General features: G+C 67.0%; 13 protein-coding genes. 7 read left to right on the plus strand and 6 right to left on the minus strand.

The window, feature by feature from the left end:
• The first annotated feature begins 47 nt into the window (after nt 1–47).
• The 5 genes from RQI28_RS17330 to RQI28_RS17350 all read left to right on the plus strand — a co-directional run bounded on the left by RQI28_RS17330 (nt 48) and on the right by RQI28_RS17350 (nt 4,101).
• Entirely contained in the window at nt 48–542 is a 495-nt protein-coding gene (locus RQI28_RS17330) for a YiaA/YiaB family inner membrane protein (RefSeq protein ID WP_311223689.1), read from the plus strand.
• 44 nt (nt 543–586) lie between these two features.
• The gene (locus tag RQI28_RS17335; protein WP_404976926.1) at nt 587–1,048 is read left to right on the plus strand and encodes a hypothetical protein; all 462 of its coding nucleotides are present in this window, start codon (nt 587–589) and stop codon (nt 1,046–1,048) included.
• The gene (locus RQI28_RS17340; RefSeq protein ID WP_404976927.1) at nt 1,048–1,875 is read left to right on the plus strand and encodes a DUF2145 domain-containing protein; all 828 of its coding nucleotides are present in this window, start codon (nt 1,048–1,050) and stop codon (nt 1,873–1,875) included. Before RQI28_RS17335 ends, RQI28_RS17340 begins: the two co-directional genes overlap by 1 nt.
• A 100-nt stretch (nt 1,876–1,975) precedes the next feature.
• Nucleotides 1,976–3,076 carry a zinc ribbon domain-containing protein gene (locus RQI28_RS17345; protein ID WP_311223688.1) on the plus strand — a complete coding sequence of 367 codons (1,101 nt, stop codon included), beginning with the start codon at nt 1,976–1,978 and terminating at the stop codon, nt 3,074–3,076.
• A 146-nt stretch (nt 3,077–3,222) separates the two neighbouring features.
• A complete protein-coding gene (locus tag RQI28_RS17350; RefSeq protein ID WP_311223687.1) occupies nt 3,223–4,101 on the plus strand; it encodes an SDR family oxidoreductase in 879 nt (292 codons plus the stop codon).
• Between the two features lie 27 nt (nt 4,102–4,128).
• Here RQI28_RS17350 and RQI28_RS17355 read toward each other — a convergent pair whose 3' ends face one another.
• Both RQI28_RS17355 and tgt read right to left on the minus strand, forming a co-directional pair.
• A complete protein-coding gene (locus RQI28_RS17355) occupies nt 4,129–4,818 on the minus strand; it encodes a glutathione S-transferase (RefSeq protein ID WP_311223686.1) in 690 nt (229 codons plus the stop codon).
• A 182-nt stretch (nt 4,819–5,000) separates the two neighbouring features.
• Complete coding sequence (tgt, locus tag RQI28_RS17360) at nt 5,001–6,173, minus strand: tRNA guanosine(34) transglycosylase Tgt (protein WP_311230449.1); 1,173 nt, start codon at nt 6,171–6,173, stop codon at nt 5,001–5,003.
• A gap of 116 nt (nt 6,174–6,289) precedes the next feature.
• Between tgt and RQI28_RS17365 the strand changes: the two genes are divergently transcribed.
• Nucleotides 6,290–6,778, plus strand: coding sequence for a universal stress protein (locus RQI28_RS17365; protein WP_311223684.1), 489 nt, complete (start codon nt 6,290–6,292; stop codon nt 6,776–6,778).
• 61 nt (nt 6,779–6,839) lie between these two features.
• Here RQI28_RS17365 and RQI28_RS17370 read toward each other — a convergent pair whose 3' ends face one another.
• The 3 genes from RQI28_RS17370 to RQI28_RS17380 form a co-directional block, all read right to left on the minus strand.
• Complete coding sequence (locus RQI28_RS17370) at nt 6,840–7,226, minus strand: hypothetical protein (RefSeq protein WP_311223683.1); 387 nt, start codon at nt 7,224–7,226, stop codon at nt 6,840–6,842.
• A 365-nt stretch (nt 7,227–7,591) separates the two neighbouring features.
• On the minus strand, nt 7,592–8,800 hold the full coding sequence (locus RQI28_RS17375) for a phospholipase A (protein WP_311223682.1): 1,209 nt from the start codon (nt 8,798–8,800) through the stop codon (nt 7,592–7,594).
• Between the two features lie 151 nt (nt 8,801–8,951).
• Nucleotides 8,952–11,018: a UvrD-helicase domain-containing protein gene (locus RQI28_RS17380; RefSeq protein ID WP_311223681.1), complete on the minus strand. Its 2,067-nt coding sequence runs from the start codon at nt 11,016–11,018 to the stop codon at nt 8,952–8,954.
• 141 nt (nt 11,019–11,159) lie between these two features.
• Here RQI28_RS17380 and RQI28_RS17385 point away from each other — a divergent pair, with 141 nt between their 5' ends.
• On the plus strand, nt 11,160–12,122 hold the full coding sequence (locus RQI28_RS17385) for an AEC family transporter (protein ID WP_311223680.1): 963 nt from the start codon (nt 11,160–11,162) through the stop codon (nt 12,120–12,122).
• 69 nt (nt 12,123–12,191) lie between these two features.
• On the opposite strand, the gene RQI28_RS17390 is transcribed toward RQI28_RS17385, so the two are convergent.
• Nucleotides 12,192–12,476: a cupin gene (locus tag RQI28_RS17390; RefSeq protein ID WP_311223679.1), complete on the minus strand. Its 285-nt coding sequence runs from the start codon at nt 12,474–12,476 to the stop codon at nt 12,192–12,194.
• Nucleotides 12,477–12,857: the final 381 nt, after the last annotated feature.

Consider the following 12,857-nt stretch of genomic DNA (forward strand, 5'->3'; position numbering starts at 1 on the left):
CACCATTCGCTCCGTGTTCAACCAAGGCCTTTGCTGCCACCTCATTCATGTCGTCCACTGCCCCCCTCATCATTCAGCGTGACACCCGTGCCTGGCAACTGCAGGTCTGGGTGTCCTTCGGTCTTGCCGTGTTCCTGTGCGGGGTGGGCCTGGCCTGGTTGCCCGGCCAGCAACTGGAGCGCGCATTCATGGTGATGGGCTACGTGTTCTGTCTGTCCGCCGCATTCGTGCTGGCCAAGTTCGTGCGGGACAGCGACAGCGCGGCCCGCCGAGGCGGCGGCCAGGGTGGGAAGGATGTGCCGATGTGGAAGCTGGTCGTCTGGGGCGGTTTTGCCGTGGCCATGGGCCTGACCGGCTGGGGCCTGCTGGGCATGGACATCAACGTCACCTACAAGGCGTTTTTGGGCGTGAGCTGGCTCTACCTGATCACCACCGCGTTCACGCTGGCCAAGATGCTGCGCGACCGCCACGAGGCCGACCTGACAGAGGCCCGCCTGCAAGGCCGCCGTGAAGCCGCTGCCGACCTGCAGGCCGCCCAATGATCGCGTCGTTATTGTTCAGACATCTCGTTCCAGGAGCCATCGCCATGAAATTCGCTATTCGCCCGACCCATTTCGTCTGCACGGCGCTCGTCGTCGGCATGCTGTGCACGGCCGCAAGCCCGGCGCGTTCGCAGAGCGAGGCCTCGGCCGCGCTGTCGCTGTTGCCGGTCGCCTCGGTCGTCGGCTCGGTGGGGGCTGGCTCGGCGGTGGCCGGGGCCGTGGTCGCCCTGCCGGTGGCGCTGTCGGCGGGCGGTGCGGTGCTCACCGTCAAAGCCGTGGAGGCTTCGGCGACTGGCACGGTGTATTTGCTCGAGCGTGCCTCGGACGGCGCGCAGGCCAGTGTCGAGGTCGCGGGCCGCGCCACCTCCGCCGCAGCGCACGGCGTAGGCACGGTGGTCACCTGCAGTGTGATCGGCACGGGCGTGATCCTGTCGGTAGCGGGCGAGGCGCTGGCCTTCGTGCCCAACGCCATCGGCCGCGCGCTGCTGCACAACGAGCGTCTGTGATGCAGCGCCCCGTGTGCCCCCCATGTTGGCGCGAACTGGCGCTCGCCGCCGTGCTGGCCCTGGCAGGCGCTGGCGCTGCCCACGCGGGCCGCTCGTGCGAGCAGCGCAAGCCCACGCCGCAACTCATCGAGCGCGGCATGCAACTGGCCGAGCGCACCGCCCGCGCGCTCGATGCCGAACACGCGCGCTCGGGCACCCGGGTGGTGGTGCTGGCGCGTGCGGGGCAAGACCTGTCGAAGTACGGCCTGCGCTATTCGCACCTGGGCTGGGCCTACCGAACGCCCGAAGGCGCCTGGCGCGTGGTGCACAAGCTCAACGAATGCGGCACCGCCGTGGCCCACGTCTATCGGCAGGGCCTGGGCGAATTCTTTATGGACGACCTGTGGCGTTATGAGGCGGCCTGGGCCGTGCCCACGCCCGCCGTGCAGCAGCAGATGCTGCCCGTGCTGGCCGACCGCGCCCGTGCCACGGCTTTGCACCAACGCGCGTACAACATGGTCAGTTATGTGTGGGGCACGCGCTACCAGCAGTCCAACCAGTGGGCGCTGGAAGCGCTGGCCGCGGCGATGGAGCCCGCCACCATCCGCACGCGCAGCCAGGCCCAGGCGTGGCTGCAGTTCAAGGGTTACGAGCCCACGGTGCTGAAGATCGGCCCGCTCACGCGGCTGGGCGGGCGCGTCACGTCGGCGAACGTGGCGTTCGACGATCATCCGAACGACAAGCGCTTTGCCGACCGCATAGAAACGGTGACGGTGGATTCGGTCTTTGCCTGGTTGCAGCGGGCGCAGCTGGCCGGTGCTGCGGTGACGCTGAATCTGCAGCCCTGAGGCTGGCTGAGCTGAAATAATGATGAAAATGGCCTCTAGCGCTTATATATCAAGCGCTATTAGCTATCAATACAATAGCAATTGCACGAAGGAGCAGAGCATGAGCAAGGGTTTGCGTTTGTCTGAAAAATGGTTTCGCCGGGGCCTGTGGCTGGTGTCGCTGGTGTTCGCCAGCTTCCTGATCGGCCTGGGCGGCACCGTGGTGGGCGACCTGCCGCGCGTGGAGGCGCCGCTGCAACTGGACGACTACCTGGACAAGGCGGCAGCCCAGGCACTGCGCGCGCAGGTCACCACCGCCGAGCAGGCCCAGTCCGCCGCTGAAACGGCGCTGGAGCAGGCCCGGCTGCAGCGCAATAAGGCGCGCAGCGAAACCGCCGCTGCGCGCGAGACCTTCGACAACTGGCTGGCCACGCGCGGCGTCACGCAGCAGGCCGAATACAACCCTGAGGTGGTCAAACGCACCCAGGCGCTGGACGCGCTGAAGGTGCGCGAGCGCCAGACGCAGCAGGCCGTGGAGGCGCAGCAGCAGGCGCAGCTCGACGCCCAGCAGGGCGCCGAAGCAGCGCGCCACAGCCTGTCCGCGCTGGAGCAAGGCGGCTATGAGCGGATGGCGACCGAAATGCGCAAGGTCGAACTGCGTGTGTTCCTCTACCGCCTGGCGCTCACGCTGCCCCTGTTGGTCGCCGCCGGCTGGCTGTTTGCTAAGAAGCGCAAAAGCACGTACTGGCCCTTCGTGTGGGGCTTCATCTTCTTCGCGCTGTTCGCTTTCTTCGTCGAGCTGGTGCCCTACCTGCCCAGCTACGGCGGCTACGTGCGCTACGTGGTGGGCATCGTCGTCACCGTGCTGGTGGGCCGCTACGCCATCGTCGCGCTCAACCGCTACCTGGAGCGCCAGCGCCAGGCCGAGGCCTTGCCCGACCAGGAGCGCCGCAAGGACCTGAGCTACGACGTGGCCCTGGCGCGGCTGGCCAAGGGCGTGTGCCCGGGCTGCGAGCGCACGGTCGATCTGAAGAACGAGTCCATCGATTTCTGCCCGCACTGCGGCATTGGCCTTTTTGACCATTGCGGTCACTGCAGCACCCGCAAGAGCGCGTTCGCGCGGTTCTGCCATGCCTGCGGCACGACGGCGGCGGCGCCGGCCAACGCAGCCGCTGCGCCGGCCGTGCCCCTGGGCGGTGCCGCCGCGCCGGGCCCTGTTTAAGAGGGGTGCGGATGGAGGCAGCGTACTGACAAGGATTGGGGCGGCTTCTCCTACAAGGCGGTCGGGCGCTGGTTTTAAAGACTGCAAGGGTGCGTGCTGTGCGATGTCGCCCAGCCCGATCCCATCATCTTTTGCAGGAGCAAACCATGCCACTCGACCCTAGAACCGCTGGCCCCCGTCCCCCTTTTTCAGAACAGCAGCCGCTCACGCCGCCCGGTGCGGAAACCGACATGCATCCGCGCCCCGACTACGGCGCGTCGTCGTACCAGGGCTCTGGCAAGCTGCAGGGGCGCCGCGCCGTCATCACGGGCGGTGACAGCGGCATTGGCCGCGCCGTGGCGCTGGCCTATGCACGCGAGGGTGCCGACGTGCTCATTGCCTACCTGCCCGAAGAAGAAAACGATGCCCGCCAGACGCTGGAGCTGGTCACCGCCGAAGGCCGCCGTGCAGTGGGCGTGCCGGGCGACATCCGCGAAGAGGCGCACTGCAATGCCATCATCGAACGCGCCGTGCAGGAGCTGGGCGGCATCGACATTCTGGTCAACAACGCGGCCTATCAGATGTCGCACGACAGCATCGACGAGATCTCGGCCGAGGAGTTCGACCGCACTTTCCGCACCAACGTCTACGCCACGTTCTACCTCAGCAAGGCCGCCGCCCGCCACATGCCGCCCGGCAGCGCCATCATCAACACCGTGTCGGTCAATGCAGACAAGCCCAACAAGACACTGCTGGCGTATGCCTCCACCAAAGGCGCGTTGCAGAACTTCACCGGCGGCTTGGCGCAGCTGCTGGCCGACAAGGGCATTCGCGTGAACTGCGTGGCGCCGGGGCCGATCTGGACGCCGCTCATTCCTTCCACGCTGGACATCGAGCGTGCACGGGAGTTCGGCAAGCAGGTGCCCTTTCAGCGCCCCGGCCAGCCGGCTGAAGTGGCACCTGCCTATGTGATGCTGGCGTCCGACCAGGCCAGCTACATCTCGGGCGCCACCATCGCGGTGACGGGCGGCGTGCCGATCATCTGATCGCGACGTTGGGTCGCCGCGCGTAATTCAGGCCGACATGACCACCGGACCGCCTTTTTCCAGCGCGCGCTGGTAGGCCGGGCGGGCCCGCATGCGGTCGCGATAGGCGCGCAGGTGGCTGTGTTGGTCCGCGCCTTCAGCGCGCGAGAGGGCCGCCTCGACCGGAAAGCTCATCTGGAAGTCGGCCATGCTGAGCGCATCGCCCGCGAACCAGGTGTGGCGCGAGAGGTGGTCTTCCATGAAGGCCAGCGCGGTGGCGAGGTTCGGGTCCACCAGCTTTTGCTGCGCCTTGCCGCAGATGGCTTTTGCCACGGGCCGCACGAAGAACGGCATAGGCTGGGTGGGCAGGGTCTTGAACACCAGCTTGAGCATCAGCCAGTTCATCAGCGAGCCTTCGGCGTAATGCATCCAGAAGCGGCACTGGCGCAGCTCGGGCGTGCCGCGGGCGGGTACCAGGTGCGCCAGACCGGCCGGCGCCCCTGCACCGAAGCGGTCGGCCAGGTATTCGAGGATGGCACCCGACTCGGCGATGACGTCGTCGCCGTCGGTGATCACCGGCGACTTGCCCAGCGGGTGGATGCGCTTGAGCTCGGGCGGCGCCAGACGCGTGCGCGGGTCGCGCTGATAGCGCTTGAGCGTGTAGGGCACGCCCAACTCTTCCAGCAGCCAGAGGACGCGTTGCGAACGCGAGGTGTCGAGGTGGTGAACGGTGAGCATGGCCGCATCGTAGCCGTGCCCCGCTGCTTCGGGGTGTCAGTGCGATGCCCTGGGCGCAGCAGTCCTGGTGCCGGTGGCCATCTGCTGGTTGGCGGCACGGTCTACAGCGCGTCCCGTGCCTCCGTGCTGGGTGAGTCAGGCGCCATCGATCTTCTCGGTGGCGGCAAGTCAGGATCCAGCCGCTACACGCCCCGCGCGCGGTCAGCAGCGAACTGTTGGCGGAACGCGGTGAACTGCCCCGCGTCCAGCGACTCGCGCACTTCACGCATCAGGTTCAGGTAGTAGTGCAGGTTGTGGATGGTGGTGAGCATGGGGCCCAGCATCTCGCCACAGCGGTCCAGGTGGTGCAGATAGGCGCGGCTGAAGCCGCCCCGGCCGCCCTGGCCCCAAGCCACGCCGTCCTTGCCCGCGCAGGCGTGGCAGGTGCAGGTGGCGTCCAGCGGCTGGTGGTCGGCCTTGTGGCGGGCGTTGCGCAGCTTCAGGTCGCCAAAGCGCGTGAAGATGGTGCCATTGCGCGCATTGCGCGTGGGCATCACGCAGTCGAACATGTCCACGCCGTCGGCCACGCCCTGCACCAGGTCTTCCGGCGTGCCCACGCCCATCAGGTAGCGCGGCTTGTTCGCCGGCAGCAGATGCGGCGTGTGCGCCATGATCTCCAGCATCTCGTCCTTGGGCTCGCCCACCGACACGCCGCCCACGGCGTAGCCGGGGAAGTCCATCTCGACCAGCGCTTCCAGCGATTCCTGGCGCAGGTTCGTGAACATGCCACCCTGCACGATGCCGAACAGCGCGTTGGGGTTGCCCAGGCGCTCGAACTCGTCTTTGGAGCGTTTGGCCCAGCGGCGGCTCATCTCCATCGACTTGCGCGCTTCGTCTTCAGTGGTTTTGTGGCCCTTGGTTTCGTAGGGTGTGCATTCATCCAGCTGCATCACGATGTCGGAGTTGAGCGTGGTCTGGATCTGCATGCTCACTTCGGGCGACATGAACAGCTTGTCGCCGTTGACCGGGCTGGCGAAGGTAACGCCTTCCTCGGTGATCTTGCGCATGGCGCCCAGGCTCCAGACCTGAAAGCCGCCCGAGTCGGTCAGGATGGGCTTGTCCCACTGCTCGAATTGGTGCAGCCCGCCGAAGCTCTCCATCACGTCCAGGCCGGGGCGCATCCACAGGTGGAAGGTGTTGCCCAGGATGATCTGCGCGCCCATGTCGTGCAGGCTCTGGGGCATCACGCCCTTGACGGTGCCGTACGTGCCCACGGGCATGAAGATTGGGGTCTGCACCACGCCGTGGTTCAAAGTGAGGGTGCCGCGCCGCGCGTGGCTGGAGGGGTCGGTCTTGAGAAGGTCGAACTGAAGCATGGGCGGGATTGTCCCAGACCGCAGGGCGGGGCTTTCGGGCGTCGGGCTGGCGTGCCGTCGCTACACTGACTCTCAGACTTTCCGCCTCCCCCTCGTCAGTTGCCAAAGGACCGACCATGACCAAAATTCTCATCGCCGTCGACGGCTCCGACCTCTCGCTGGACGCCGTGCACCACGCCCTGTCGCTGTTGCGTGGCGGCCTGCGCGCCACCGTGGTGCTGGCCCATGTGCAAGAGCCCGCCACCCTGTATGAAATGGTGACCACGCGCGATCCGGACCTGATCGCCGCGGCCAGCCTCGAAGCCGGCCAGCACCTGCTGGCATCGGCCCGCGCCCTCATCGAGGCGACCGGGACGGACTATGAAACCGACGTGGGCGTGGGCGACGTGGCGCATACGCTCGTGGACATCGCCGAGCGGCGCGGATGCGATCTGATCGTGATCGGCGCACGGGGGCAGGGCGCCATCGCCAATGCGCTTCTGGGCTCGGTGTCTCAGGCGCTGGTGCAGGCCAGCCCGGTGCCAGTCACCATCGTCAAGCATGCCGACGTGATTGCAGCCCAGGATGAGTTGGAAGAAGGAAGCGCAGAGCGCGGCAGCGTCTAAAAAACCGCTGAAGAAGCGGCAGCCGCGCGGGCAAAACGGGCGGGGCTTTTGCTAGACCCGTTCAGGCGGCCTTGCGGAAAGGCTCCGCAGGGCGCTGCAGCTTGCCGTGCGGCATGCTGGCCAGGCGTTTGAGCATGCGGCGGCAGTAGCCGTTGATCCAGAGGCACTTGTTCAGCTCATCGACCGGCAGCGGACCGGAGACGACGACGATGTCGTTGGCCGCTTCCACCGCGCCCGCAGCGCGCAGGCGCCGGCGCGTGTTGCTGGCCCACGACTGGATGCGTGTGGGGCTGCCGTGCTGGTGCACCTCGCCCGTGTGGGCGTCGAAGGCAATCGCCACGTTGTCGGTCTTCAGCTTGAACCGGCGTTCACCGGTCACGGTGCTGGGCGTGTCGCGCATGTCGTACAGGTAATAGCTGCCTGACTTGAGCTGGTATTGCATGTCCATGTTTTCGTCCTCCGAGCGACATTTTCAAGGGGGCTCGTCGCCGGCAATGGCGGAGAAAACGGGAAGAAAACCGCTCTTATTTCAGGAGCCGTACACCGCGTGCCTGCCGGGCAGGTGCATTGTGTGTGCGCTGTGAGGCCGCTTCAAGACATGGACGCGGCCAAAGGGTAACGGGTTGTGATGCGGCCGGCACCGCGATGGTGCCGGGAGCCTGCGCGGCAGAAGCGGCCCATTTTTTACCGACTTCTTGATCCATAGTCGAGCTATGGGCCTGCGAATCCGGCAAAAACTGTCCTCGCTGGGGCTGCTTCTCGCTATCGACGCCTTCTGCCGCGCAGACTCCTGTCCGCCCGAACCTTGAAAGGTCAGAAATCCACCAGGCTCAGGCCCACGCTGAACACCGTGCGCTTGCGGTTGTAATCGATCAGGCTGTCGCCATAGCCGCTGAAGAGTGCCGTGTGCAGGCGCAGGTTGCTCTTGCCGGCACCCAGGTTCTGGCCCAGCGTCTGCATCCATTCGAGCCGCGCCGCGCCGCGGTGGCCCGAGCCCAGTGCATGCCGGCCCGTCACCATGAAGGTGTTGTTGCGGTCCTTGTTCCAGGTGACGGTCATCTCGCCGCGGCCCAGGTAGTTGCTGATGCCCGGGTTGTCGTCGCTGTCGGCGCCTTCGCTCAGGCGCTTCCAGACGCGGCCGGTCACCGTCCAGCGGTTGTCCAGCTCGATGCCGCTCATCAGATAGGCGCGGTTCCAGCTGCGCGACAGCGGCTGGCTCTGGCCGTTGGACTGGTGCACCAGCCCGATGCCGGTGTAGCGCCAGCGCCAGCCGAAGGGTAGCTTGGCGTCGGTGGGGTACACGTACATCACTTCCGGCTCGTGGTCGGTGGAGCGGAAGGGGCGCGAGATGTCGGGGCTGAACAGCTGCCAGTACGACTGCTGCGTGTAGCCGACCCAGATCGAATCGCGCAGCGTGGGGTGCCCCTGCGTGAGCAGGTCTTGCGCCAGCTTGGTACGCACCGACAGCTGCACGCGCATTTCGGTAGTGCGGTAGTCGATGGCGGTCAGTGCGTTGTGGTCGGGCGCATCGGACGTGGGCTGGCGGTTCACGTTGCTGCCCTTGGCGACCGATACGCTGATGGGCCGGTAGCCACGAAAGCGGAAGCTGCCGCAGTCGCTGCCCGCTTCCAGCTCCCAGAATCGCGACAGGCTGCTGTATTGCTCGTCGCGGCAGCCGTCGGTCTGTGCGACTTCGATGACGCGGGTGGCGGGCAGCGTGGCGTCCACCGGCTTCGGTGGCGCGCCGCTGCCGTCGGCGGGGGCCTGTGCGGCGGCGCTGGCAGACGGGGCTTGCCACGCCTGTTGGCCGGCCCACTGGTCGAAGCAGGCCAGCCGGGCGTTGCTGTCGCCGGTCATGGCGGAGCAGCGGCGCCACGCGGCGTCGCTGCCCGGGCCGGCGGCGTTCTGAGCGGCGGGCTGGGCCAGCACAGCGCCGGCGGGGGCGCACAGCGCCAGGGCCAGAGCGCTCAGGCGCGTGGCGGGGGTGAAAGGATTGGAGGAGGAAGCAGAGAAAAATGACATGGTGCGCTGGGTTGTCGGGCGGCAGTCGAGGAGTATCGCCGCGCGGCCTGCCACGTGGAATGCGCTTTACCGACTGATGTTTTTAAGCCAAAACGGCCTCTAGCGCTTACCAGTCAAGCGCAGGTAGCTATTAATATAATAGCAAAACAGTTCAACTGCCGCCGGCGTTCTGCGCCTTGCGGGCGGCAAATTCGGCGCGCAGGGCCCGCAGTTTCTCGCGCGGGTCTTCGCGGGCGGTGTTCTTGTCCAGGCCCATTTCGGCGATGAAGCGGCTGGGCTGCGCGGCCACCATCTCGCGGCCCTTCTTGCGCCGCTTGGTCCAGCTGACGGCCAGGCTGCGCTGCGCGCGGGTGATGCCCACGTACATCAGGCGGCGCTCTTCCTGCAGCCGCTGCAGCGTGTCTTCGCTGATGGCCGTGGCGCGGCCTTCGTTGTCGTCGAGCTTGAAGGGCAGCATGCCTTCGGTCACGCCCACCAGCATCACATGCGGCCATTCCAGCCCCTTCGATGCGTGCAGGGTCGACAGCGTGACCAGGTCTTCGTCCTTCTCACGTTCGCTGATGGTGGAGAGCAGCGCGATGGTCTGCGCCACTTCCAGCAGGCTCTTGGTTTCCTTGGCCTCCACGGCACCGGCCGCGTCTTCGATCTGGCCGCCCGCGCGCTGGCTCATCCAGTCACAAAATTCCAGCACGTTGGTCCAGCGTGCGGCCGCCACGTTCTCGCTGTCTTCGCTGTCGTACAGGTGCTGCTCGTAGCCGATCTCCTTGAGCCATTCGGCCATGAAGGCGCGGGAATCTTCGGCGCCCAGGGTGCGGCGGGCGCGGTATTCCAGGTCGTTGATGTAGCGGCCGAACTCCAGCACGCTTTCATGCGCCTTGCGCGGCAGCACAGCTTCGAGCATGTGGTTGAACAGCGCGCCGAACATGCTCGCCTTGTGCTGCGTGGCAAATTCGCCCAGCTTGGCCAGCGTGGTGTGGCCAATGCCGCGTTTGGGTGTGGTGACGGCGCGCAAAAACGCCGGGTCGTCGTCGTTGTTGATCCACAGACGAAACCAGGCGCACAGGTCCTTGATCTCCGCGCGGTCAAAGAAGCTGGTGCCGCCCGAAACCTTGTAGGGCACGTTGGCCTTGCGCAGGGCTTTTTCAAACGGCTTGGCCTGGTGGTTGGCGCGGTACAGGATGGCAAAGCTCTTCCACGTCGGCTGCGGGTTCAGCGTGGCGCGCAAACTCTGGATGCGGGCGACGGCGCGCTCGGCCTCGTGCTCTTCGTTGTCGGCATCGACGATGCGCACCGGCTCGCCTTCGCCCAACTCGGAAAACAGCGTCTTCGGATACAGCTTGGGGTTGGGCTGGATCACGTTGTTGGCCGCGCGCAGGATGGCGCTGGTGGAGCGGTAGTTCTGCTCGAGCGTGATGACCTGCAGCTGCGGGTAGTCCACGGGCAGTTTTTTCAGGTTGTCCAGCGTGGCGCCGCGCCAGCCATAGATGGACTGGTCGTCGTCGCCCACGGCGGTGAAACGAGCGCGCTCGCCCACCAGCAGCTTGAGCAGTTCGTACTGCGTGGCGTTGGTGTCCTGGTACTCATCGACCAGCACATGGCCCAGCGCCGCCTGCCACTTGGCGCGCACTTCGGGAAAGTCGCGCAGCAGCCTCAGCGGCAGGCCGATCAGGTCGTCGAAGTCCACGCTCTGATAGGCCGTCAGCCGCTCTTCGTAGCGCTGCATCAGCACGGCGATGCTGCGCTCGTTGTCATCCTTGGCCAGCGCCAGCGCCTGGGTGCTGTCCAGCCCCGCGTTCTTCCAGGCGCTGATCGTCCACTGCCACTGGCGCGCGGTGGCCAGGTCGGTGGTGCCGCCAGCCGCCTCCTTCAAGATGCCTGTCACGTCGTCGGAATCGAGAATGCTGAACTGCGGCTTCAGGCCCAGCACGGCGCCGTCTTCGCGCACCATGCGCACGCCCAGCGCGTGAAAGGTGCACACCAGCACGTCCTTGGCGGCGCGGCCGATCAGGCCCTTGGCGCGCTCTCGCATTTCGGCCGCCGCCTTGTTGGTGAAGGTGATGGCGGCGATGCGCTTGGGCTCGAGCCCCGCCTCGATCAGCCGGCCGATCTTCATCGTGATGACCCGCGTCTTGCCCGAGCCGGCGCCAGCCAGCACCAGGCACGGCCCCTCGGTGTAATGGACGGCCCTGAGCTGGGCGAGGTTCAGGCCTGCGGACATTGGAGGGAGGGTGGAGAAGGGGAGAAAGAAAGGGAGCACGAAGGCCACGGGCGGGCCGGATGCGCCGAGCGAGCCACCCGTGGGTGCTGCCCGGCGAGCGCGAATGATACCCACCAAGCCCGGGCTGGGAGAATGCCGCCCGTGCTCTCCATTCTCGCCATCACCTTTCCCTTTTTCGCGCTGGTGCTGTGCGGCTACCTGGCCGCGCGCGGTGGCGTGTTGCCGCAGGCCGCCATTCCGGGGCTGAACGCCTTCGTGCTGTTCTTCGCGCTGCCCTGCATGCTCTACCGCTTCGGCGCGCGCACGCCCATCGGCGACTTGCTGGACCCGGTCGTGGCGGGGGTGTACATCGCCTGCGCGCTGGCGATGGTGGCGGGCACGGTGGCGTTCACGCGGCGCCGCCAAGGCTGGAACGACGCGGCCTTCGGCGCGCTGGTGGCTGCCTTTCCGAACACCGGCTTCATGGGCGTGCCTCTCTTGGTGGCGCTGCTGGGCGCGGCCGCGGCGGGGCCGGCCATCTTGACCATGCTGGTGGACATGGTGCTGACCACGTCGCTGTGCATCGCCCTCTCACGGCTGGATGGCGCGGGCACGCACGGCATGGCGGTGGCGGTGCGGCGCGCGTTGCGCGGCATGCTGACCAACCCCATGCCGTGGGCGATCGCCCTGGGCGCGGTGGCGTCGGCGGCGCGCTTTCAGCTGCCCGGCCCCATCGACCGCACGGTGGCGCTGCTGGCCGATGCGGCCTCGCCGGTGGCGCTGTTCACCATCGGCGCGGTGCTGGCGCGGTCGCGAATGCAGGCCGTCGCCAACCCGCTGGAACGCGTGGCGCCGCGCAATTACGTGCCCATCGCGCTGGCCAAGCTGTTCGTGCACCCCTTGCTGGTGTGGGCCGCCGGCCATGCCGCCATCACCGCCGGGCTGCCGCTCACGCCCTTCGCGCACACCGCCCTGGTGCTGGCGGCGGCGTTGCCCAGCGCCAGCAACGTGTCGCTGCTGGCCGAGCGCTTCGGCGCGCACAACGGGCGCATCGCGCGGATCATCCTGGTGTCGACCGCGCTGGCGTTCCTGAGCTTTTCAGGGGCCGTGGCGTTGCTGGTGTGATGCTATCTATTTAATAGCTGCTTGCGCTTATCCATCAAGCGCTAGAGGCCAAAAAGACCTCAAATCGGCTCAAGCCGCAGGCGCGCCGCGCCGGCCGACCAAATACACCACGCCCTGCGGGCCGTACCACTCGGCGTGCGGCTCTTCCCGCCCCAGGTGGAATACATCGCCTTCGCGGTAGGTGCGCTCGGCGCCGTCCGCCGTGCGGATGCGGATCTCGCCCGACACGATCAGCGCCTTGGCTTCGAACGGGTGGGTGTGGTCGTCCCACAGGCCGTCGGCTTCGCGCTCCACGCGCACGATGGTGTCGAAGCCCTCTTGGGCGAGCTGGCTTTGGAAGGTGGTGGCGTCCATGGCGGTGCGGGGTGAATAAAAACGTGTTCACGATCTCCCTGGGGCCGCGCAGCGGCGTTTGCGGGATGGGATGCAAGGCGCGGTGCGCTGCCAATAGCTCGGCTAATGGCGAGCGCCGCAACGCCGCAGACCGCCCGCAAACGCCACTGCCCGAAGGGTTGAAGCGAAATCGGGCGATTGAACGCCCCGGTTGCTTGCATGGGCACGAGCCCGTGCGGCGCATCCGAGGCATCCACTCATCCCGATTGCGCTTCAACGCGGCCCCTGCGAGATCGTGAACACGTTCCAAGGGCCGGCGCAGGCTACCACCGCGGCGTTTGGGACGCTGTCGCGCAGCCGCAATCACGGGCCCGGTGATGTCGCTGAACCACACCCCCCCCT

Source organism: Acidovorax sp. WCS2018Noco2-16 (genome assembly GCF_031843945.1).
Taxonomy (GTDB): domain Bacteria; phylum Pseudomonadota; class Gammaproteobacteria; order Burkholderiales; family Burkholderiaceae_C; genus Paracidovorax.

Bases quoted from the DNA above. Each gene is read 5' to 3' on its own strand.
- RQI28_RS17390 (WP_311223679.1), bottom strand. From the start codon at position 12,476: ATGGACGCCACCACCTTCCAAAGCCAGCTCGCCCAAGAGGGCTTCGAC.
- RQI28_RS17355 (WP_311223686.1), bottom strand. From the start codon at position 4,818: ATGCTCACCGTTCACCACCTCGACACCTCGCGTTCGCAACGCGTCCTC.
- RQI28_RS17350 (WP_311223687.1), top strand. From the start codon at position 3,223: ATGCCACTCGACCCTAGAACCGCTGGCCCCCGTCCCCCTTTTTCAGAA.
- RQI28_RS17335 (WP_404976926.1), top strand. From the start codon at position 587: ATGAAATTCGCTATTCGCCCGACCCATTTCGTCTGCACGGCGCTCGTC.
- tgt (WP_311230449.1), bottom strand. From the start codon at position 6,173: ATGCTTCAGTTCGACCTTCTCAAGACCGACCCCTCCAGCCACGCGCGG.
- RQI28_RS17370 (WP_311223683.1), bottom strand. From the start codon at position 7,226: ATGGACATGCAATACCAGCTCAAGTCAGGCAGCTATTACCTGTACGAC.
- RQI28_RS17365 (WP_311223684.1), top strand. From the start codon at position 6,290: ATGACCAAAATTCTCATCGCCGTCGACGGCTCCGACCTCTCGCTGGAC.
- RQI28_RS17380 (WP_311223681.1), bottom strand. From the start codon at position 11,018: ATGTCCGCAGGCCTGAACCTCGCCCAGCTCAGGGCCGTCCATTACACC.
- RQI28_RS17340 (WP_404976927.1), top strand. From the start codon at position 1,048: ATGCAGCGCCCCGTGTGCCCCCCATGTTGGCGCGAACTGGCGCTCGCC.
- RQI28_RS17330 (WP_311223689.1), top strand. From the start codon at position 48: ATGTCGTCCACTGCCCCCCTCATCATTCAGCGTGACACCCGTGCCTGG.
- RQI28_RS17375 (WP_311223682.1), bottom strand. From the start codon at position 8,800: ATGTCATTTTTCTCTGCTTCCTCCTCCAATCCTTTCACCCCCGCCACG.
- RQI28_RS17345 (WP_311223688.1), top strand. From the start codon at position 1,976: ATGAGCAAGGGTTTGCGTTTGTCTGAAAAATGGTTTCGCCGGGGCCTG.